Source organism: Streptomyces avicenniae (assembly GCF_000719135.1).
GTDB classification, from domain to species: domain Bacteria; phylum Actinomycetota; class Actinomycetes; order Streptomycetales; family Streptomycetaceae; genus Streptomyces; species Streptomyces avicenniae.
Genome location: NZ_JOEK01000004.1, coordinates 157014 through 176600, shown reverse-complemented (window position 1 = coordinate 176600; position 19587 = coordinate 157014). Strand labels below are relative to the sequence as shown.

Genomic DNA, 19587 nt, shown 5'->3' with positions numbered 1-19587 from the left:
TTGAAGATCCAGAAGTGGGCGATCCGGGAGCGGGTCGCGGGCGTCCCCGACGTGGAGCGGCTGTACGCGAAGGTCACCGAGGAGCTGGACACGTCCCTCGCCGCGGACGAGATGCTGCTCGCGACGCGGTACGTGTCCATCGACCCGTATCTCGTGGGCCTGTCACACGAGTTGCCGATCGGCAGCCACGCCGTGGGCGACTCGATCATGGAGGTGGTGTCCGCCGGGCCCGACGCGGTCTTCCGGGAGGGCGACCTGGTGCGCGGCTTCGGCGGCTGGCGCACGCACCTGGTGAGCGACGGGAAGTCGTGGGTGTGGGACGGCGGCGAGTTCCCGCTGCGGCTGCCCCCGCTGCGCAGGCTCGACCCGGCGCGCTACGACGACCGGCTGCCGCTGTCCACGGCGCTGGGCATCATGGGCAGCCCGGGGATCACCGCCTGGGGCACGATGAAGCACTTCCTGGACGTGCGGCCGGGCGACACCGTCGTCATCAGCGGCGCCACCGGCATCGTGGGCACCCTGGCGGGGCAGCTCGCGAAGCGCGCCGGGGCGGCCCGGCTGATCGGCACGACCAGCTCGCAGGACAAGGCGGCCTACCTGAAGCGCTTCGGCTTCGACGAGGTCGTGGTCTACCGGCACGGCGACGGCGTGGACGACGTGGCCCGCGCGCTGGCGGGCGCCGCCCCCGACGGCGTGGACCGTTACCTGGACAACCTGGGCGGCGCCGTGACGGACGCGGTGTTCCGGATGCTGCGGGTGCACAGCAAGGTGGCGGTGTGCTGGCAGTGGGCGACGACGGTGGGCGGTGACCTGACCGGGCCGCGGCTGCTGCCGTACGTCATGTTCCCGCGCACCACGATCCGGGGCGTGTTCGCCGAGGAGTGGTACACGGACGAGAACCTGGCGGCGCTCCACGAGGAGGTGGGCGGCCTGGTGCGTGCCGGGGAGATCGCCTTCGAGGAGACGGTCTACGAGGGGTTCGACAACCTTCCGGTGGCCTACCAGAACGTCTGGACCAATCCGGCGGCGCACCGGGGGAAGGTGCTGGTGAGGCTGTAGCCGCGGCCGGGCGGCCCTGACCCGCGCCCCCGGACTCCCGCCTCGGCGGCGGGAGTCCGGGGGCGTCCGCGCGTCACCAGGCGATCGGCAGTTCCTCGGGGCAGGTGATGAGCCGTCCGCGCTGCCAGCGCAGCTCCTCGTCCGGCACGGCGAGGCGCAGGCCGGGGAAGCGCGGGACGAGCAGTTCGAGCGTCACCTGCATCTCCAGCCGGGCCAGGTGGGAGCCCATGCAGTAGTGGGGGCCGTGGCCGAAGGTGAGGTGCGGGGCGCCCTCGCGGCGGATGTCGAGCCGCGAGGGGTCCTCGTACGCGTACGGGTCGTGGTTGGCGGCCGAGATGGCGACGAGCACCGGGTCACCGGCGGCGACGGTGACGCCGCCGACCTCGACGTCCTCGTTCGCGTAGCGGGGCAGCGACGTGGCGCTCAGCGCGGGCACGTACCGCATCAGCTCCTCGACGGCGCCGGGCACGAGCCCCGGCCGCTCCCGCAGGAGGGCGAGCTGGTCGGGGTGGGTGAGGAGCGCGTACAGGAAGTTGGTCAGCTCGCTGGTGGTGGTGATGAACCCGGCGCCGAGCAGGTCGGCGGTGAGGCCGAGCATCTCCCGTTCGGTGATGCGCTCCTCCTCGTCGCACGCCTGGACGAGGGTGGTGAGCAGGTCGTCGCCCGGCGCGCGGCGGCGCTGCTCGACGCCGTCGCGCATGTACGCCATGAACGCGCCGAAGTCGGCGGCGACCTGCTCGGCCGTCGCGGTGTTGGACATGATGCTGTTGCCCCAGGCCCAGACCCGTTCGTGGTCCTCGGGCGGCATGCCGAGCAGGTCGCAGATGACCATGGTGGGCAGCGGAATGGTGTAGGCCGCCATGAAGTCGGCGGGGGCGCCGGAGGCGGCCATGGCATCGACGAGGCCCCCGGCCATCTCCGCGACGCGGTCCCTGAGTTGGGCGATGCGGCGGGCGGTGAAGTGCCGTGCGGCGGCGGAGCGGACGCGGGTGTGGTCGGGCGGGTCCATGGAGAAGAGGCCGTCGCCGACGCGCGCGCCCGGCCTGGCCCTGGGCTGGTCCTGGCCACGGGAGGCGACGATGCCGAAGCGCGGGTCGGCGAGGACCTGCCGGACGTCGGCATGCCGGGTCGCCAGCCAGGCGTCGTCGCCGTAGGGCATGCGGACGCGGACCAGGGGCTGGTCGTACAGCGCGGCGTAGCGGGGGTGGACGGCGATGCCGCCGGTCTCGGGAAAGGGGAAGGAAAGGGGCTCGTGCTGCTCGGACATGGCGGGGGGTGCCCTTCCGTTCGGAGCGCCTGGGTGCCTCTTCCTTCAGGGTGGTCCCGGCCGGGAAACCCCATGGCGCCCGGCCGCGAACATCACCCGATGGAGCGAAAAGGCCGCTCGGCGCCCGTAACCGGCGCGGGGCGGGGAAGGGATGGCCGTCCGGGCGCGGGGGCCGTGTGCCGCCCGGCGCATGTGCCCCACGGGTGGGGCGGGGCCCCAGGGGTCCCGGGCCGCCGCCGTGGCGCGCGCCCGCGTGGGCGCACCGCTCCTTGACGCGGCGCGGGCGCCGGACGGGGGGGTGTGCGCCCGGGAGGGCCGGTCCGCCGGGTGATGATCGCTTCAGCTAACGTTCGATCATATGGACGAGATCCAAGTCGAACTGACCGGGGGCCCGTTCGCGGGTCTGCCCGCGGTGCTCCGCTCGCACGTGGGCGACCGCGTCCAGGTCGAGGTCACGGTCTTCGGCAGACGGACCTCGGCGGAGGTACGCGCCGATCAGGTGCGCGTCGCCGGGGCCCCGCTGCCGGAGACGGGACTCACCGCGGATCCCGCCACCCGCACGCACGCGGCGCTGCGCGACCGGATCACCACGGAACACGAACGGCTCGCGGGGATCGAGGCGTTCACGTTCGTGTTGGATCGCCTCGACACGCCGGAGACCGACCCGGCCGCCGACTGGGACGCCTACGTGGCCCACCGGGACGCGGCGCAGGCCGGGGCACGGGCACGCGGGCGGGCCGCCCTCGACCGGTTCGACCGGGAGCTCGCCCCGCTGCCCGTCACCGAGGCACAGCGGGCGATCGACGCCGAGGCCGCCTTCTGGCACCCGGGCAGCGCCGCGGGCCGGGAGCAGCAGGAACGGTTCCCCGGGCTCCACGAGCCGAACCCGGAGGAACGCCTGCTCGCCGCGATCTTCGGCGAGCAGCGCGACGAGCCGACCGTCACGCCCCATGAGCGCGCACGCCTGCGGCTCGAACGGGCGCGGCTGGCGGCCGAGGAGCGCGACCACGAGCGGTGGCGTGCCGCCCTGTCCCCCGAGGAGCGGGACGCCCACCCCACGAAGGGCAACCCCGCCAGGTACGCCTACGCGCGGGCGCCGCGCCAGGAGGTCAGCCTGCCGCCGGAGCGCAGCGTCGAGTGGGCCGTCCGCTCGGCGACGGGCGTCGGCCACGGCCCGGTCCCGCAGGACGCGCTCGACGCGGTGGACGGGCTGGACCTGACCCTGCACCGGCCCTCCGACCTGACGCCGCTGGGGCGGCTGCCGAACCTGCGCCGGCTGTCGGTGCGTTCACGCGTCCAGATCGACCTGGTGGCGCTCGCCGCGGCCCTGTGCCAGGCGCGGGGGCTCGAAGAACTGTCGATCGAGGCGCCGGTCCGCGACCTCGCGCCGCTCGCCCGGCTCGGGCAGCTGCGGAGCCTGGAGCTGGACCACACCCGGGTCACCGACCTCGCGCCGCTCGCCGGGCTGACGCGGCTGTCCGACCTGTCGGTCCTCGACGGGCCGCTGTCCGACCTCACGCCGCTGGCCGGGCTGCGTCTCGGCCGTCTGTTCGTCCACCGGACGCGGGTCGGCGACCTGTCGCCGTTGGCGGGCATGCCGACGCTCGGGGTGCTCGGCCTGGTGGGCTGTCCGGTCCTGGACCTCTCGGTCGTCACGACGCTGCCCGCGCTGCGCTTCGTCAACCTGCGCGGGACGCGGGTCACCGACCTCGGCGACCTGCCGGAGCGGGCGCCAGGGGTCACGTTCGAGGGCGTGGGCGAGGACACCGCGCAGGCCACGGGTACGGAGGACGCCGTGGCGGACGCACCGGGGGCACCGGTCACGGACGCCGTGGCCGCCGCCCTGCGCACCGCGTTCCGCGCGGCGGACGACGACCCTGCGCGGCTGACGCGGGTGGAACGGGCGATGCTGGCGGGCCGTCGCCTCGACCTGGTCCAGGAACTCGTCGTCGGCCGGTGGGGCAGCAGGCGTTCGACCGTGGAGGGGCTGTTCCTGCGTGGCGGCGCCGGGGACGTCCCGTTCCCCGACAACCCGTGGGGCATCCCGTCAGGCGCCGGGCTGACCCGGGCGCTGACACAGGTGTGGGCGCCGGTCGCCGGGCTCGCCCCCGGGTTCGTCACGGCCGTCCACGAACGGACCCTGGGCCTGGCCCTGTTGCGTGACGAGCAGGGCGCCCCGGCCCTCGGCTACCTCGTCTGGAGACGCGACGGCGACAGGTCGGAGCCGCTCGCCGACACACCGGACTCCCTCGACCGCTTCGCCGACCCGGAGCGTGACCTCCGCCTGTCGGTCGTGGTCGGTTCCGCCCCGCACGCCGCCGACCCGGCCGCCGTCGTGCCGCTGCTGGCGGGCCCGGTCCCGCGGCCGGTGCGTGACCTGTGGGCGGTGCATCACGGCCTGGACAACGGCTGGGAGCGCGTCGGCGGCGGCCTCGACTGCAACACCCTCCAGTTCTTCGGCGACGACCCCTGGAGCGTGGTGGCAGAACGCCTCGACGGCCTCGCGCCGGACCGGTTCGTGCACGCGGTGGGCACCAGCAACTACGACATGTATCTCCTCGACCTGGACGTGCTCGACGGCGGCGGCAACCCGGCCGTGGCGCACTGGGCGTACAAGGAACGCGAGATCGGCGACCACCGGCAGTTCTGGGAGTGGCTCGACAGCACCGGGATCGACCTGCTCCTCCGCCCCTGACACGGCCGGCGCCGAGGGCTCACGGCCACACCCCGGGTCCCCGTCCACCACGAGAGGATCGCCTGTCATGGAGTTCGACTTCCGTGCCGAACTGGTGGGGCTGGCCGAGGAGATCCGGCGGGATCTCGGGCGGGAACTGTTCGCCTTCGAGGTCGGTGACCCCGTTCCCGAGGAATCCGTCAGGGCGGCGGAGATCCGGCTCGGAACGCCGTTGCCGCCGTCACTGCGCCGGTTCTAGCGGTCACTCGGCAGTGCCAGCCTCTACTGATCTCACACGTCGGGCCTCGACGAGGAGACACGTGGACGCATCGCGGGACGGGACCCGTGCACGATCCCGGGCCCCGGCCTTTTCGACGGTGCGATCAGGATCATGCCGCTGGAGACGGTGCTGTTCGACGAGGAGTTCACCTTGGCCCCGCTCGCTTGGGGGGAAGGAGAGGAACCGGAGGTCGCATTCGCCGGAGCCGTCTACGGCGACAACGCATTCAGCCGCATGGTGCGGCACTTCGACGCCATCGACCTCTCCTACGCGATGTCGTTCGTCGTCCAGCCGGACCGTGCGGACTGGCGGATGATGCTCCTCGGCGACCACTGGGTCGAGAGCGACCACTCGCGGGTGACCTGCCTGGAGGACTACCTCAGGTACGTCGTCGCGACCGGCGGCCTGGTGAGCGCACGCCGCGCGCTGTTCTCCGAGTACCGCGGGGACCTCCGCGAGCCGCTGCGCTACGACGCCGCTCTCGCCGCCGTCGCCGCCGGGGCCCCGTCGGACGGGTGACCCGGCACGCCCGCGCCCCTTTCAGGGCGTCCAGGCGGCGACGAGGGCGACCAGGCCGGGGAAGCGTGCCTCCAGGTCGGCGATCCTGACCTCGCTGCGCCGTTCGAGCCCGTACTGCCGCTGCCGCAGGACGCCCGCGTCGCGCAGGGCGCGGAAGTGGTGCGTGAGCGAGGACTTGGGGCGGTCCAGGGCGAACCAGCCGCAGGGGTGGTCGAACTCCTCGCGCTCCAGCAGCAGCGTCCGCACGATCCGCAGGCGCAGCGGGTCGCTCAGCGCGCCCATGACGGCTTCGAGGCGCAGCGCGTCCACGGCGGGTTCGGGGAGCGGGGTGGGCAGGCCTGGCGGCTCGGGCAGCACCCTCACGCGGTCGGCGCGCCCTGTCGTCACGGGTGGCACGGGAATCCTCCTCGGTCGGCTCCTGCCGTACGAGTCCGATCGTACAGCGACCATGGTTCGACTTTTCTCGTACAGCGCATGCTAAGTTCGACTTTCCTCGTACTGACCCCGAGCTGGGCCGGTCGTGAACGAAGGAGAGACGCCATGCCGACGGGACACCCCACCGACCGGACAGGGCCACCCACCTGGCAGGGCACCGCGGCGCGCGGCGCGGGGCCGTCACGGCGCCGGGTGTGGCCCGCGGCCTGGCCGGTGGCGGCCGTCTTCACGCTGTCCAACGCGGCGACGCCCCTGTACGTCCTGTGGCAGCGGGACATCGGCTTCTCGAAGGGCACCCTCACCGTCGTCTTCGCCTTCTACATCGTCGGGCTCCTCGGCTCCCTGCTGGTGTCGGGCGTCCTGTCCGACCGGCTCGGCCGCAAGCCGGTGCTGCTCCCGGCGCTGGCGCTCGGGCTGGCGGCCTGCGCGCTCTTCGCGACGGCGGACTCGGTGGCCGCGCTGATCGTCGCCCGGCTGCTCACCGGGATCGCGGTGGGCGCGGCCGTCTCCGCGGGGATGGCGGCGGTGGCGGACGTCGCGGGCGCGGACCGGCGGCGGCTCGCGGCCCTGCTCGCGTCGTGCGCCATGGTCCTGGGCGCGGGCCTCGGGCCGCTGCTCGCCGGGGTGCTGGCCGACGTGGCGCCCGCACCGGCGCGGACCGTCTTCGCGGTGGAGACGGTGATCCTGGTGTCGGCCGTCGTGACCGTCCTGCGCCTGCCGGTGCCCCGTCGTGTCACGGGCGCCCGCGGCCCCTGGGCGCGGCTGCCGCGCGTGCCGCGCGAGGCCAGGACGCTGCTGCTGACGGGCGTCGCCGTGTTCGGCCCCGGCATCACGGCGACCTCGTTCGTCCTGTCGCTCGGCCCCTCGCTGCTGGCCGACGTGCTGGGCACGCGCAGCGGGACGGTCGCGGGGGTGACGGCGTTCGTGATGTTCCTGGCGGCGACGGGGGCGCAGGCCGCCGTGCACCGGCTGCGGCGGGCGACGGTGCTGGCGGCGGGGGCGGTCGCGACCGTGGCGGGCATGGGGGCGCTGACCGTCGCCGTCCACGCCTCGTCCGCGCCCGCGCTGTACGCCGCGGCGGTCCTGGCGGGCGCCGGGCAGGGCCTGGGGCAGCTCGGCGGCCTGTCGCTGCTGGGGCACGCCGTCCCGCCGGAACGGCTCGCGGAGGCCAACGCGGCGCTGAACGCGGGCGGTTACCTCCTGGCGGGCACGCTGCCCGTCGCGGCGGGTTACCTGAGCGACGCCGCCGGGCCGACCACGGGCACGACGGTCTTCGCCGCGGTCCTCACGGGCCTGGCGCTGACCGGGGGCGTCACCGTCGCCGCCACCCGTCGGCAGCTCGCGCGGCACGGCTGACCGGCGCCCGGCGCCCGGCGCGGTGCGGGAGGTCTCCTAGAGTGGCTGTCCGTGCTCTATGGCAGATCGGCTGAGATCAGCGCGCTCGACGAGGTGATCGGGCGCGCCCGCGACGGCTGCGGCGGCGCGGTGGTGCTGCGGGGCGAGGCGGGCGCGGGCAAGACCGCCCTGCTCGACGCGGCGGCCGGGCGGGGCGGCGCGATGCGCGTGCTCCGCACCACAGGCGTCGAGCCCGAGTCGGACCTCGCGTTCGCGGCGCTGCACCAGGTGCTGCGGCCGGTGACCGGCTCGCTCGACGCGCTCCCCGCGCCGCAGCGCGACGCGGTGGCGGCGGCCCTGGGGCTGGTCTCAGGTGGGGTCGGCGACCAGTACCTGCTGGGCGCCGGTGTGCTCTCGCTGCTGGCCGAGGCCGCCGTGCCCGACGGGCTGATCTGCGTGGTGGACGACGTCCAGTGGGTCGATCGCGCCTCGGCGGACGCGCTGCTGTTCGCCGCCAGGCGGCTGGGGACCGAGCGGATCGCGATGCTGTTCGCGGTGCGCGGGGACGCCCCCGTGAAGGGCGTGCCGCTGACGGTGGACGTGCGCGGCATGCCCGAGGCGGCGGCGGCCGAGATGCTGAGCGCCCGTCACGGGGTGCGGCCCGGAGTGGCGCGGGAACTCGTCACGCTGACGCGCGCGAACCCGCTGGCCCTGGGCGAGATCGCCGCCCGCCTGACGCCGGAGCAGCGCGCCGGACGTGAGCCGCTGCCCGACCCGTTGCCCGGCGGGGCCCGGCTGTTCGGCGACCGGGTGGCCGCGTTGTCCGCGCCCGCCGGGCTGCTGGCCCTGGCCGCCGCCATGGAGGCCGACGTCGGCCCGGTGCTGCGCGCCACGGAGCGGCTGTCCGCCGGGCGTGCGGCGTGGCCGGGGGACGGCGCCGGGCGGGGCGCGCTGGCCGAGCTGGAGGAGTCGGGGCTGGCCGACCTGTCGGGCACGCGCGTGCGCTTCCGGCATCCGCTGATCAGGTCGGCGGTGCACGAGGCGGCCACCCCCGCCGACGTCCGCCGGGCGCACGCCGTGCTGGCGGAGGAGACGGAGGGCGACAGCCGGGCCTGGCACCTGGCGGGGGCCGCCGTGGGCGAGGACGAACGCGTCGCCGCCGAGCTGGTCGCCGCCGCGGAGCGGGCGCGTGGGCGCGGCGGGTACGCCGCCGCCGCCAGCGCGCTGGCGCGGGCCGCCGGGCTGACCCCGGAGCCGCGCGTCCGCGCCGTCCGGCTGAAGGACGCCGCCGTCGCGGCCTGGCTCGGTGGCCGCCCGGGGCAGGCCGAGTCGCTGTTGGCGGAGGCACGCGGGCAGGCCGGCGCGGACGCCGGGCTCGCCCTGGAGATCGCCCAGCTGCGCGGCAGGTTCGAGCTGACCTCGGGCGACGCGGCCGAGGCCGTGCGCATCCTGGCGGCGGGCGACGGTCTCGGCATGCTGGCCGACGCCGTGGAGGCCGCCTCGTACGTCGGCGACACGGCGGCCGTCGTCCGGCTCGGGCGGCGCGCGGCGGCGTACCCGGAGGGATTCCTGCGGGACACGGTGGCCGGGATCGGTCTGACGCTGGACGGCGACGCCGCAGGTCCCTCCCTGCTGCGGCGGGCGCTGGGGCGGGTCGGCGAGCTGGAGGAGGCGGCCGATTTCCTGTGGGCGACGGCGGCGGCCGGTCAGCTGGGCGAGACGGATCTCGCGACCGAGATGATCGACCGGGCCGGGCGGGTGGCCAGGGTGTCGGGCATGACGGGACAGCTGCCCGTGGTGCTGGAGTTCGTGGCGACGGCGGAGCGCATGGCGGGGCGGTTGGCGAGCAGCCGGGCCGTCTCGGAGGAGGGCCTGGAGCTGGCGCGCGAGGCCGGTTACGGGAACACGGTGGCCGCGCATCTGGCCAATCTGGCGGTGGTGGCGGCGCTGCGCGGCGACGAGGGGACGTGCGTACGGCAGGCCCGCGAGGCGCTGGCGATCGCCGTGCCGCACCGGGTGGGGCTGCGGGCGGGGGTCGCCACGTACGCGCTGGCGCTGCTCGACCTGTGCCAGGGGCGGCACGTCGCGGCGCACGAGCGTTTCACGGCGCTCGCGGCGGCGGGGCCCGGCGTCGGGCATCCCACGGTGGCGTGGCGGACGGCGCCCGACCGTGTGGAGGCCGCCGTGGGCGCGGGCGACGAGGCGGGCGCGCGGGCGGTGCTGGCGGCGTACGAGCGGGGGGCGGCGCACGCCAGGACGCCCGAGTCGCGCGCGCTGCTGGCCCGCTGCCGGGGCCTGGCCGAGTCGTCGGATGACGCGCTCGGCGAGGCGCTGCGGCTGCACACCAACCCGTTCGAGGCGGCCAGGACCGCCCTGCTGCTGGGCGAGCGCCTGCGCCGCACGCAGCGGCCGGGCGAGGCGCGGGCGCATCTGCGGACGGCGTGGGAGACGTTCGAGCGGGCGGGCGCGGCGCCGTGGGCGCGGCGCGCGCAGGAGGAGCTGCGGGCGGCGGGCGGGAGCGGGCAGGGCCCCCGCCCGCAGGTGCTGGACGCGCTGACCCCGCAGGAGCTGCGTATCGCAGGCCTGGTCGCCGACGGGCTGTCGAGCAAGGAGATCGCCGCCCGGCTGTTCCTGAGCCCGCGCACGGTCGAGTACCACCTGTACAAGATCTATCCGAAGCTGGGCATCGGCTCCCGTACGGAACTGGCGCGGCTGGTAGTTCTACGGAAGGCACCGGCGGGGGAAGAGGACATGCTCTGAGACATGCATGAAGTGGACATCTGGAGTGAAGAGTTCGGCGCCGCGACGGACACGCCGATCCTGCTGGTCATGGGAGCGATGTCGCAGGGCGTCCTGTGGCCGGACGAGTTCGTCGGCCGTCTGGTCGCCGGGGGCCGCCGGGTGGTCAGGTACGACCACCGGGACACCGGCAGGTCGGGCACCGTGGACTTCGCGGCGCGGCCGTACACGTGGCGCGACATCAAGGACGACCTGTACCGCGTGCTCGACGCGCACGGCCTGGCGAGCGCGCACCTCGTCTGCCACTCGGCGGGCGGGCTGCTCGGCCAGTTCGCCGCGGTGGAGCGGCCGGAACGGGTGCGTTCGCTGACCGTCATCGGCTCCTCGCCGCTGGGCGGCGGCGAGGGGCGGGTGCTGATGCGGGCCCTGCTGGGGCAGCCGCAGCCGGAGGGGAGCCTGCCGGAGCCCTCGCCCGAGTTCGTGGCCTTCTACCGGGCGCTGATGGCGGCCCCGCCGCCGGAGGGACGGCGCGCCACGATCGACGCCATGATCGCCGAGCAGCGGCTGATGCACGGCACCGGGCTGCCGTTCGACGAGGACGCCGCGCGGCGCCTCCAGGAGCGGATCCACGACCGGGCGCGTGACCTGGCGGCGGTGGTCAACCACCAGCTGGCGGGGGCGGCCGAGCCGGACTTCGAGCCGGTGGGCGTGCTGCACCGGGTGACGGCGCCCACGCTGGTCGTCGAGGGCAGCCACGAGCCGGTCAAGGCGGGCCACAGCGCGCTCATCGCCGAGCAGATCCCGGGGGCGCGGCTGATGATCGTGGCGGGCATGGGGCACACGCTGCCGCCCGAGGTGCACGAGGAGCTGGCCGACGCCGTCCTCGCGCACACGGCCGGGTGAGCGCCGGGGGCCTGGGCGCGTCCTGGCGGGCGGTCAGGAGGGCTGGACCTCGTCGAAGAGGGCGAGGGCCTGGGCGGGGTCCCGGCTCACGAGGCGTTCCAGCCCGGCCGTCGTGATCTCCGCCCACCGCCCGGCCCGCGCCCACATCGTCTCCTCGAAGGCGCGGACGGCCTCGTCCCGTGCGTGGGGGGCGGCGGCGACGGACTCGGCGAGCTCGGCGCCTTCGAGCATCGCCAGGTTCGCGCCCGCGCCCAGCGGGGGCATCAGGTGGGCGGCGTCGCCCAGCAGCGTCACGCCGGGGACGTGGGCCCAGGTGTGGGACACGGGCAGGACGTGGAGGGGGCGGCGGACGAAGGCGGTGCCGTGGCGCAGGAGGTCGAGGACGGGTGCGGCCCAGCCGTCGAACCGGGCGAGCAGGGCCGACCGTACGGCCTCGGCGTCGGCCGGGTCCGGGTCCGTCTCCGGGTCGAGCGGCGCGCGGAACTGGGCGTACACCTTGACGTGGCCACCGCTGTTGCGCTGGGCGACGAGCGCGCGCTCCACGCCGTACACGGCCACGGAACCGTCGCCGACCAGCCGGGCGAGGTCGGGGTGGCGGGCGTCGATGGCGTCCAGGGAGGTCTCGACCAGCGTGACGCCGGTGTAGTGCGGCGTCACGGGCGAGACCGCCCGGCGGACCCGGGACCAGGCGCCGTCCGCGCCGACGACGAGGTCGAACGTCTCCTCCCGCCCGTCCGCGAGACGGACGAGCACACCGTCCCGGCCCTGCGGCACCACCTCCGTCACGGCGCTCCCCCACCGGACGTCCAGGGGCCCGAGGAGCAGGTCGCGCAGCTGCCCGCGGTCGATCTCGGGATTGGCCAGGTCTCCCGGGCGGGGCCGCCAGTCGCGCAGCACGGTCCCGTCCGTGTCCAGGATGCGCATGGCCTGCCCCTCGGGGCGGGACAGCGCCTGGAACTCCGCCAGCAGCCCGGCCTTCTCCAGCGCGAGCTGGCCCAGCTCCTGGTGCAGGTCCAGCGTGCCGCCCGCGGGGCGGGCGTCGCGGGCGGGATCGCGTTCGAGGACGGTGACGGGGTGACCGTGGCGGTGCAGCACGCGGGCGAAGGTGAGACCGGCGGGGCCGCCGCCGATCACGGCGATACGGGATGTCATGCCGGTCCAACGCGCGGCCCCGGTCGTGCGTGCCCGCGCTCAGATCGCCGAGTGGGTGCCGATGCGGTGGTACGTGCGGTCGTGGAAGACGAGGGGCATCGTGCCGTCCGCGCGGGTGCGGGTCGCGAGGACGCGGAGGGAGACGAGGTAGCTGCCGCCGACCGGGGTCCGCTCCTCTACGGCGCCGCGCAGCCAGGACACGGCGCCGTCGATGACGGGCTCGCCGGTCGGCAGCGGCGTCCAGCCGCCCGCGGCGAAGCGGTCGATGCCGCTGGTGGCGAAGCGCGCGGAGACGTCGTCCTGCTGGTCGGCCAGGAAGCTGACGGCGACGGTGGGCGTGGTGGCCAGCGCGGGCCAGGAGGAGGACGAGGCGGCGAGGGAGAACGCGAGGAGCGGCGGTTCTGCGGAGACGGATATCACCGAGGTGGCCGTGAAGCCGGTGAGGCCGCCCGCGTGGGCGAACGCGACGACCGCCACCCCGGCCGGGTGGCGGCGGAACACCGCCTTGTACTCCTCGGCGGTGACGGCCCGGCATGCCGCCGCCTCCCGGGTCACCTGGCGACTCCGGCGGAGCGGTGGGGGGCGGGCGTCGTGGGTCTGGGGGTGGGCGCGGGCGTGGGCATGGGCTGCTCCTTCTTCCTGCGGTTCCGCCGCGTGCCGCGCGACGCCGGGCGGCACGGACGGGGAACGGGCACGGAAGGAGGATGCCCAGCGGGTACGGCGGGGCATGCGCGCGGCGCCGGACGGCCGGGGGCGGGCCGCGCACGCGGAGGGGGCCCGCCGGGCGGCGGGCCCCCTCGTCTCGCTCAGGGTCGTGCGGGGTCGTTCAGTTTCGTGCGGGATCGTGCGGGGGTGGGGCAGGGGTGGTGCGGCGCGCGGTCAGCGGGCCTCCTGCGCCCGTCCGCCGTCCGCCGGGCTCGCGGGCCCGCCGGTGATGACGAACTGGGAGCCCGGCTCCACGACCACGTCGCCGTCGGCCGTGTTGCTGATGGTGACGTCGGTCAGCGTCGCGCTGCCGCGTGCGCCGCCGTGGGCGAGGATGCCCGCGCCGTTGACGGAGCCGTCGATGGTGACGTTGCTGATCTCGACGCCGGGCACGGCGCCGCCGCCCGACTTGAACTGGATGCCGTCGTACGTCGAGTCGTGGATCTGGGTGTCACGGATGACGACGCCCGGGATGTCCTGCCCGGCGGCGAACAGGGTGATCGCGCCGAACTCCTGCGCCTCGCCCCAGAACGCGCCGCCGGTGCGGTGCAGTTCGTTCCCGGCGATCAGGGTCTGGCCCGAGAACGGCAGCGGGTCGTGGTCGGTGGCGAGCATGATCCCCGGGTAGTTCATGGTGTCGGAGATCAGGTTGTTCTCGATGGTGTTGCCGTAACCGCCGTAGACGGCGATGCCGTTGGCGCGCCAGGGCAGCTGGATCGTGTTGTCGGCGAAGGTGTTGTCGTGGCCGATGTCGGTGGAGGGGTCACGGACGTAGCGGTTCGCCCACACGGCGAGGGAGTCGTCGCCCGTGTTGCGGAACGAGGAGTTCGTGACGGACGAGTTGCGCGTGCCGTTGGTGAAGTTGATGCCGTCGGCGTAGGTGTTGCGGATACGCATCCCGCTGAACTCGACGCCGTCACCGGGGCCCCACAGGTCGGGGATGTTGTCGAAGTCGCGCCCCGCCCACACGGCGACGTTGGCGTGCTCGATCCACACGTTGGTGATCGCGGTGTTCTGGCCGAAGCGGCCGTTGAGGCCGACGCCGCCCTCCTGGTTGCCGTCGCCGCCACGGATGGTGCCCGAGCCGAAGATGGCGATGTCGGAGATCTGCGTGTTGTCGTCGATGTCGAAGCCGAAGTTGCCCTCGTGCGGGTGGTTGATGCCACCGGCCTGGTGGGGCGGGGTGAGCGTGTAGAGCTGCGAGTGCCACATACCGGCGCCGCGGATCGTCACGTCACTGATGCCGACCTGGTTGTACTGACCCCGGTCCAGCGGGTCGTCGGTCAGGATCTTCTGCTCCTGGCGCCACTGCCCTTCCGGGATCCAGACGCAGTCGATCTCGCCGTTCTGGTCGGCGGTCACCGCGGCCTGGAGGGCCTCGGTGTCGTCGTTCCCGTCGTCCGGGACCGCGCCGTACTCGGTGATCGAGGTGCACTCGGCGGGCTGCTGGGCCGGGGGCGCGACCTCTTCGAGGTCGATCAGGTCGATGATGTGGAACGCGGCGGAGTCGTCGGCGTCCCGCTGGAGACGGAAGGTGGTGCCGGCCGGGTAGGTGTCGGCCAGCAGGGCGTGCGACTCGTCGAACAGGCGCCTGGCGTCGCCGCCGGGGTTGTTCGTCAGGCCCTCGGGGTCGTCGGTGTTGCCGTACAGCCAGCTGTGCTTGGACGACAGGTCCAGCTTCTGCACGAACTCGCCGTCCGCGTAGAGGCTGATGGTCGCGTCGATGCCGCCGCCGCCCGGGGCGTCGGGTATGGAGTTGCGCACCACGATCGAGTTGGTGGGGACCGTCGAGCTGAACTCGACGAACTCGCCGGTGGCGTCGAGGCGTACCGACTCGCGGCCCGAGGACTCGGTCGCGAAGTTGGTGTGGCCGAAGGTGCGCTCCGGGTCGCTCTGGAGCAGTTCGCCCTCGTACGTGCCGTCCTCCGCCTCGTACTCGGTGTACGGCAGCGCCGCGCCGGTGGCCTCCACCGCAGGGGCGGGCGCCTGCGCGGTCCCGGCGTCGCCCGACGCGGAGGCCGAGGCGGGCACCAGGCCGAGCACGACCAGTCCGGCCAGCGGCACGCCGGTCATCAGGCGGCGGCTGAGGTGATGTCTTGTCATGTGGGGGTCCTTACGTTCCGTGGGGCGGGGCGTGGGGCCCTCGCTCCGATCGGACCGGCCCGCCCCGGCGCGCGGGGACCGCGCGGGCGGGTGGGGCCGGGAGGCGTGGCCGCCCGGACGACGGGGGGCGGGGACGCCGGTGTGGGGGTGTGGATCTGCCGTGCGGTGGGGGTCGTCGTCCGTGGGTGTGGGGGTGGCCAGCGGTACCGTGGCACCGCTGCCCAAAAATTGCAGCGACTTACGTAAAATTTTGAGCTGAACAGTCGCTGTCTTGCGTGTTGAGACCAGATTTCAAGCATGTCACGCACTTGTCAACGGTTCGCACAGCGCGCGCACGACATCCCCAGGACTCGTACGGACCTTCCCGGCACAAGGCGAACAGGGTGCCCTCAATCGGGGTGGACATGTGGCGTTCCGGTGGCGACGGGCGTGCGGCGAGGAGGGGTGGGCCGCTCGGGCACGCGCGCACGCTCCCCGATGGGGAGTTGATCCCCGCGGCGACCGTCGTCGGGAGGGGGAGCGGGAGCGTCCCGAGCACCTGCGAACACCGCGCGCCTCCGTACCAGGCCGCGAGGAAGCTCCGGCCGCCGAGCCCTCTCCACCCTGTCAACCAGGCTGGATTGCCGAGCGGGCCGCTTCCCCCGAGTCGTGGACCAGCACTGGACGCATGCCCGACCGACCGGACGAGCCAGCGCCACGGCCGCTGCCGCGCCCGCAGTTCGCCGGATTCACGCGCCGAAGGCTCCCCGTCGGCAGCTACGCTTCCCGAGACACCGACCGTAACGTGTCCCTATACCCCTGCCTGCTTGAGGACTTCGGAACCTCCGGTGTGCCGAGAAAACCCGGATCGCACCGAAGGGAGATGCCCGATTGATGAACCTTTCGCCCCCCGAGAGCCGCCCCACACCGACTACGCTGGGCGAAACAGGCCGGTGAACGGCCGTGGCGGTCGTCCCCCGGGACGACCGAGGATCGCAACCGCAGCAGTGCATCACCCAGTCCCCGGCCGGGCACGTCGTGGCGGTCGTCCCCCGGGACGACCGAGGATCGCAACGCGGCCTCTTCCGCCGACGTCGCGCTCACCGGATCGTGGCGGTCGTCCCCCGGGACGACCGAGGATCGCAACTCCGACACCTGCGCCGCCGCCCGCGCGCTGCTGTAGTGGTGGCGGTCGTCCCCCGGGACGACCGAGGATCGCAACACCGCCTCGACGCGGGTCTACATTGCGCGGGAGCGGTGGCGGTCGTCCCCCGGGACGACCGAGGATCGCAACTCTCGCTGGTCAGTTGGCGGTTGCGGTCTGCTGCTGGTGGCGGTCGTCCCCCGGGACGACCGAGGATCGCAACTCCGGCGCCGACGAGGAGCCGGAGCATTGAGCGGGCGGTGGCGGTCGTCCCCCGGGACGACCGAGGATCGCAACGTCGTCTCCACGGCCCGGCCGCCCGTACCGGAGAGATGTGGCGGTCGTCCCCCGGGACGACCGAGGATCGCAACGTCATGGACACAGGGTAGGGCGGAGGGTCGGATGCCGAGTGGCGGTCGTCCCCCGGGACGACCGAGGATCGCAACGACCGCCGCACCGTCGGCCGCGCCGACGTCCTCGCCTGGTGGCGGTCGTCCCCCGGGACGACCGAGGATCGCAACGGCAGGTCGTCCCAGCCGAGGCCGAGGCGACGGGCCTGTGGCGGTCGTCCCCCGGGACGACCGAGGATCGCAACCCCTCCGTCAAGCTCCGCATCATCGGCATCGAGATCGCGTGGCGGTCGTCCCCCGGGACGACCGAGGATCGCAACGCCGTCCTGGCGCGCGAGGTCGTACCAGCCGCGCAGCCTGTGGCGGTCGTCCCCCGGGACGACCGAGGATCGCAACGCGCCGCCGAAGGGCAACAAGGAGAGATCCGCACCATGGTGGCGGTCGTCCCCCGGGACGACCGAGGATCGCAACGTCTCCATGGCGCTGCCGGGGTACTTCGAGCCGTAGTGGCGGTCGTCCCCCGGGACGACCGAGGATCGCAACTCCTCCGGCTCCTCGTCGGCGGGGGGCGCGGGCGGGGGTGGCGGTCGTCCCCCGGGACGACCGAGGATCGCAACGCGCACCTCCTCGTCGAGGATGTGCCGCCAGGTGACGGGTGGCGGTCGTCCCCCGGGACGACCGAGGATCGCAACTCGGGGTGCTCTTCGGCCATCGCCGCTTCCAGGCAGTGGCGGTCGTCCCCCGGGACGACCGAGGATCGCAACGTCGTCCTCACCACCCTCGCGTGCGGGCTGGAGCGGTGGCGGTCGTCCCCCGGGACGACCGAGGATCGCAACCTGGTGAGCGCGGTCCCGGGCTGGCTGCTGCGGCACGTGGCGGTCGTCCCCCGGGACGACCGAGGATCGCAACTCGGCCCGTCCGGTGAACGAGCGCAGTGCCGACGTCGTGGCGGTCGTCCCTCGGGACGGCCGAGGATCGCAACGCGCCAGGTCGGCTCGTACGGCTCAAGGGGGAGGAGCGGTGGCGGTCGTCCCTCGGGACGGCCGAGGATCGCAACTCCCATTCGGAGACATAGACGCGCAGGCTTGCCAGGTGGCGGTCGTCCCCCGGGACGACCGAGGATCGCAACGAGGTAGCCCGGTTGCGGCGTGATCGTCAGCATGTGGTGGCGGTCGTCCCCCGGGACGACCGAGGATCGCAACCCCAGACGGAACGCGACGAAGCGTCCCGCCGGGATGTGGCGGTCGTCCCACGGGACGGCCGAGGGGCGCAATCTGCTGGTGGTGTTGAGGACGAAGTGGCGTGTGTGCAGGGGCTGGTCGGACCGGCGAGGGCGGGCGAGGGGATGCTCGGGGTCAGGTTCCCGGGTCGGACGCGTGGAGTGACGAGGCCGCCCGTACCTGCGCGTAGGAAGGGGCGTCGAGGTCCGTCGGCCGGTCGGCGCGGAGGTCGGTCGCGAGGGTCACGGCCGCCGCCAGCGCCCTGCGGTAGAGCAGCGAGCCGAGGCTGATCCTGCGCACGCCGAGCGCGGCCAGCTCGGTGAGGCTCGGGCCGGTCGGCGCGTACAGGATGTTGAGCGGCACGACGAGGGTGCCCAGCAGGGCGCCGATCGCGTCCAGGTCTGACAGGCCAGGCACGAACACCCCGTCGGCTCCCGCCTGTTCGTACACCGCGAGGCGCTCCGCGGTCCGCTTCTCCTCGCGTCCGAGCCAGTGCGTGTCGGTGCGGGCGTTCACGAACAGCTCGGGTGCGCGGGCCTTGACCGCGGCGATCTTCGCGGCGTGCAGTTCGACGGGGGCGAGGGTGCCGTCCGGGAGGCCGTCCTCAAGGTTGATCCCCGCGGCACCGGCGTCGTGCAGCTCCCGGGCCAGCTCGGCGACCTCCTGCGGGTCGTCGGAGAAGCCGCCCTCGGCATCGACGGTGAACAGGAAGGCGTCACGGCCGAGTCGGCGTGCGAGCGCCACGGTCGCCGCCGCGGTGGCGGCCGTCCCGTCCGGGAGGCCGAGGGCCGCGGCCACGCCCAGGCTGGTGGTGCCGATCGCGTCGAAGCCCTGCGCCGCCAGGGCCGCGGCGGAGGCGTGGTCCCAGGCGTTCGGCAGCAGCAGCGGGACAGCCAGGTGGTGGAGCTGGGCGAAGGGGGTCAGGGGTCGCCGCAGGAGCCCTTCGGCCAGGGCGAGGGCGTGGGCCCTGCCGGGGCAGGGCCTGGGCGGGGCTCCGAAGGTGAGCGGTACAGGGTGCGCTCGCTGCGCGGACGCCACGTCGAGGAGCACCACGTCGCCCTCGGCGATGTCCCGTCCGGCGACGCGCGTGTCCCGGGCGGCGAAGCGGCGCATCGTCCGCACCGGCGGTGTCTCCCGGAGCACGCGGGCCAGCGGCGCGTCACCGTCGGCGGCTGCGGCATCGACCAGGGCCGCCGTCGCCGCGCACGCCTGCACCAGCAGCCCGATGCGGTTCGCAGCGGCTTCCGAGGCGGGCCGGTCCTCGTCCTCGGGCGCCAGCAGCGCCACCAGCCGGGCCACGGCCTCGTCCGCGGCAGGGTCCGGGTCCGCACCGCCGAAGTACGCCCCGGCCACGACGGTCACCGCCTGCGCGACGTCTCCCGGCTCCGGCATGCCCAGGGCCTCGGCGAGGGCACGGACCACACGTATCCGCACGTCCCCGTCACCATCCCCGTCCGCGCCGGTCGCCGCCGCCCGCCGCAGCGCGGTCGGCTCCAGCCGGGCGAGCTCGGCCTCCACGAGGGCCCTGCGCCGCCGATGCGGCTCGCCGGAACTGAACCGGGCCACGGTGGCCCGCAGCCACGCGACACCCGCCCCGGCGGTACCGTCGTCCGGCGTCGGCCGCTCGGGGACCAGCGCCGGGTCGGCGAGCGCCGTCCGCACGTCCGTGGGGTGGGCGAACTCATGCGTCGTGTGCGTCATGGCCCCGACGCTAGGCGCGGAA

The 19587-nt window shown here is 74.5% G+C and carries 13 protein-coding genes and 1 CRISPR repeat array; of the genes, 7 read left to right on the top strand and 6 right to left on the bottom strand.

The genetic code is table 11. The features are described 5' to 3' along the window. Entirely contained in the window at positions 1–1059 is a 1059-nt protein-coding gene (locus IF27_RS09480; protein ID WP_052848985.1) for an MDR family NADP-dependent oxidoreductase, read from the top strand. Positions 1060–1132: 73 nt separating this feature from the next. On the opposite strand, the gene IF27_RS09475 is transcribed toward IF27_RS09480, so the two are convergent. Further along, positions 1133–2326 carry a cytochrome P450 gene (locus IF27_RS09475; protein ID WP_052848984.1) on the bottom strand — a complete coding sequence of 398 codons (1194 nt, stop codon included), beginning with the start codon at positions 2324–2326 and terminating at the stop codon, positions 1133–1135. A gap of 358 nt (positions 2327–2684) precedes the next feature. On the opposite strand from IF27_RS09475, the gene IF27_RS09470 reads away from it, so the two are divergent. The 3 genes from IF27_RS09470 (at position 2685) to IF27_RS09465 (ending at position 5799) form a co-directional block, all read left to right on the top strand. Beyond that, on the top strand, positions 2685–5021 hold the full coding sequence (locus IF27_RS09470; protein ID WP_052848983.1) for a hypothetical protein: 2337 nt from the start codon (positions 2685–2687) through the stop codon (positions 5019–5021). Between the two features lie 67 nt (positions 5022–5088). Next, the gene (locus IF27_RS30935; protein ID WP_190232883.1) at positions 5089–5259 is read left to right on the top strand and encodes a hypothetical protein; all 171 of its coding nucleotides are present in this window, start codon (positions 5089–5091) and stop codon (positions 5257–5259) included. Positions 5260–5391: 132 nt separating this feature from the next. After that, positions 5392–5799 carry a hypothetical protein gene (locus tag IF27_RS09465; RefSeq protein WP_052848982.1) on the top strand — a complete coding sequence of 136 codons (408 nt, stop codon included), beginning with the start codon at positions 5392–5394 and terminating at the stop codon, positions 5797–5799. Between the two features lie 21 nt (positions 5800–5820). Here the strand turns inward: IF27_RS09465 and IF27_RS09460 are convergent, their stop codons facing one another. Beyond that, a complete protein-coding gene (locus tag IF27_RS09460; RefSeq protein ID WP_052848981.1) occupies positions 5821–6186 on the bottom strand; it encodes an ArsR/SmtB family transcription factor in 366 nt (121 codons plus the stop codon). Between the two features lie 153 nt (positions 6187–6339). Here IF27_RS09460 and IF27_RS09455 point away from each other — a divergent pair, with 153 nt between their 5' ends. From IF27_RS09455 to IF27_RS09445, 3 genes are read left to right on the top strand one after another with little or no spacing between them, the layout of a single operon-like run. Continuing rightward, positions 6340–7590, top strand: a complete 1251-nt coding sequence (locus IF27_RS09455; RefSeq protein ID WP_110945718.1) for an MFS transporter — start codon at positions 6340–6342, stop codon at positions 7588–7590. Between the two features lie 51 nt (positions 7591–7641). Continuing rightward, complete coding sequence (locus IF27_RS09450) at positions 7642–10329, top strand: helix-turn-helix transcriptional regulator (protein ID WP_052848980.1); 2688 nt, start codon at positions 7642–7644, stop codon at positions 10327–10329. 3 nt (positions 10330–10332) lie between these two features. After that, complete coding sequence (locus tag IF27_RS09445) at positions 10333–11211, top strand: alpha/beta fold hydrolase (RefSeq protein ID WP_052848979.1); 879 nt, start codon at positions 10333–10335, stop codon at positions 11209–11211. Between the two features lie 33 nt (positions 11212–11244). Here the strand turns inward: IF27_RS09445 and IF27_RS09440 are convergent, their stop codons facing one another. From IF27_RS09440 to IF27_RS09425, 4 genes are all read right to left on the bottom strand, one after another. Next, on the bottom strand, positions 11245–12363 hold the full coding sequence (locus IF27_RS09440) for an FAD-dependent oxidoreductase (protein WP_052848978.1): 1119 nt from the start codon (positions 12361–12363) through the stop codon (positions 11245–11247). Positions 12364–12402: 39 nt separating this feature from the next. Beyond that, positions 12403–12918: a flavin reductase family protein gene (locus IF27_RS09435; RefSeq protein ID WP_052848977.1), complete on the bottom strand. Its 516-nt coding sequence runs from the start codon at positions 12916–12918 to the stop codon at positions 12403–12405. A gap of 324 nt (positions 12919–13242) precedes the next feature. After that, positions 13243–15171 (bottom strand): right-handed parallel beta-helix repeat-containing protein, encoded by a 1929-nt coding sequence (locus IF27_RS09430; protein ID WP_052848976.1) that lies wholly within the window; start codon positions 15169–15171, stop codon positions 13243–13245. A 942-nt stretch (positions 15172–16113) separates the two neighbouring features. Next, a CRISPR array of direct repeats spans positions 16114–17918; the repeat unit is 37 nt; unit sequence GTGGCGGTCGTCCCCCGGGACGACCGAGGATCGCAAC. An 81-nt stretch (positions 17919–17999) separates the two neighbouring features. Beyond that, the gene (locus tag IF27_RS09425; RefSeq protein WP_052848975.1) at positions 18000–19565 is read right to left on the bottom strand and encodes an isocitrate lyase/phosphoenolpyruvate mutase family protein; all 1566 of its coding nucleotides are present in this window, start codon (positions 19563–19565) and stop codon (positions 18000–18002) included. Positions 19566–19587: the final 22 nt, after the last annotated feature.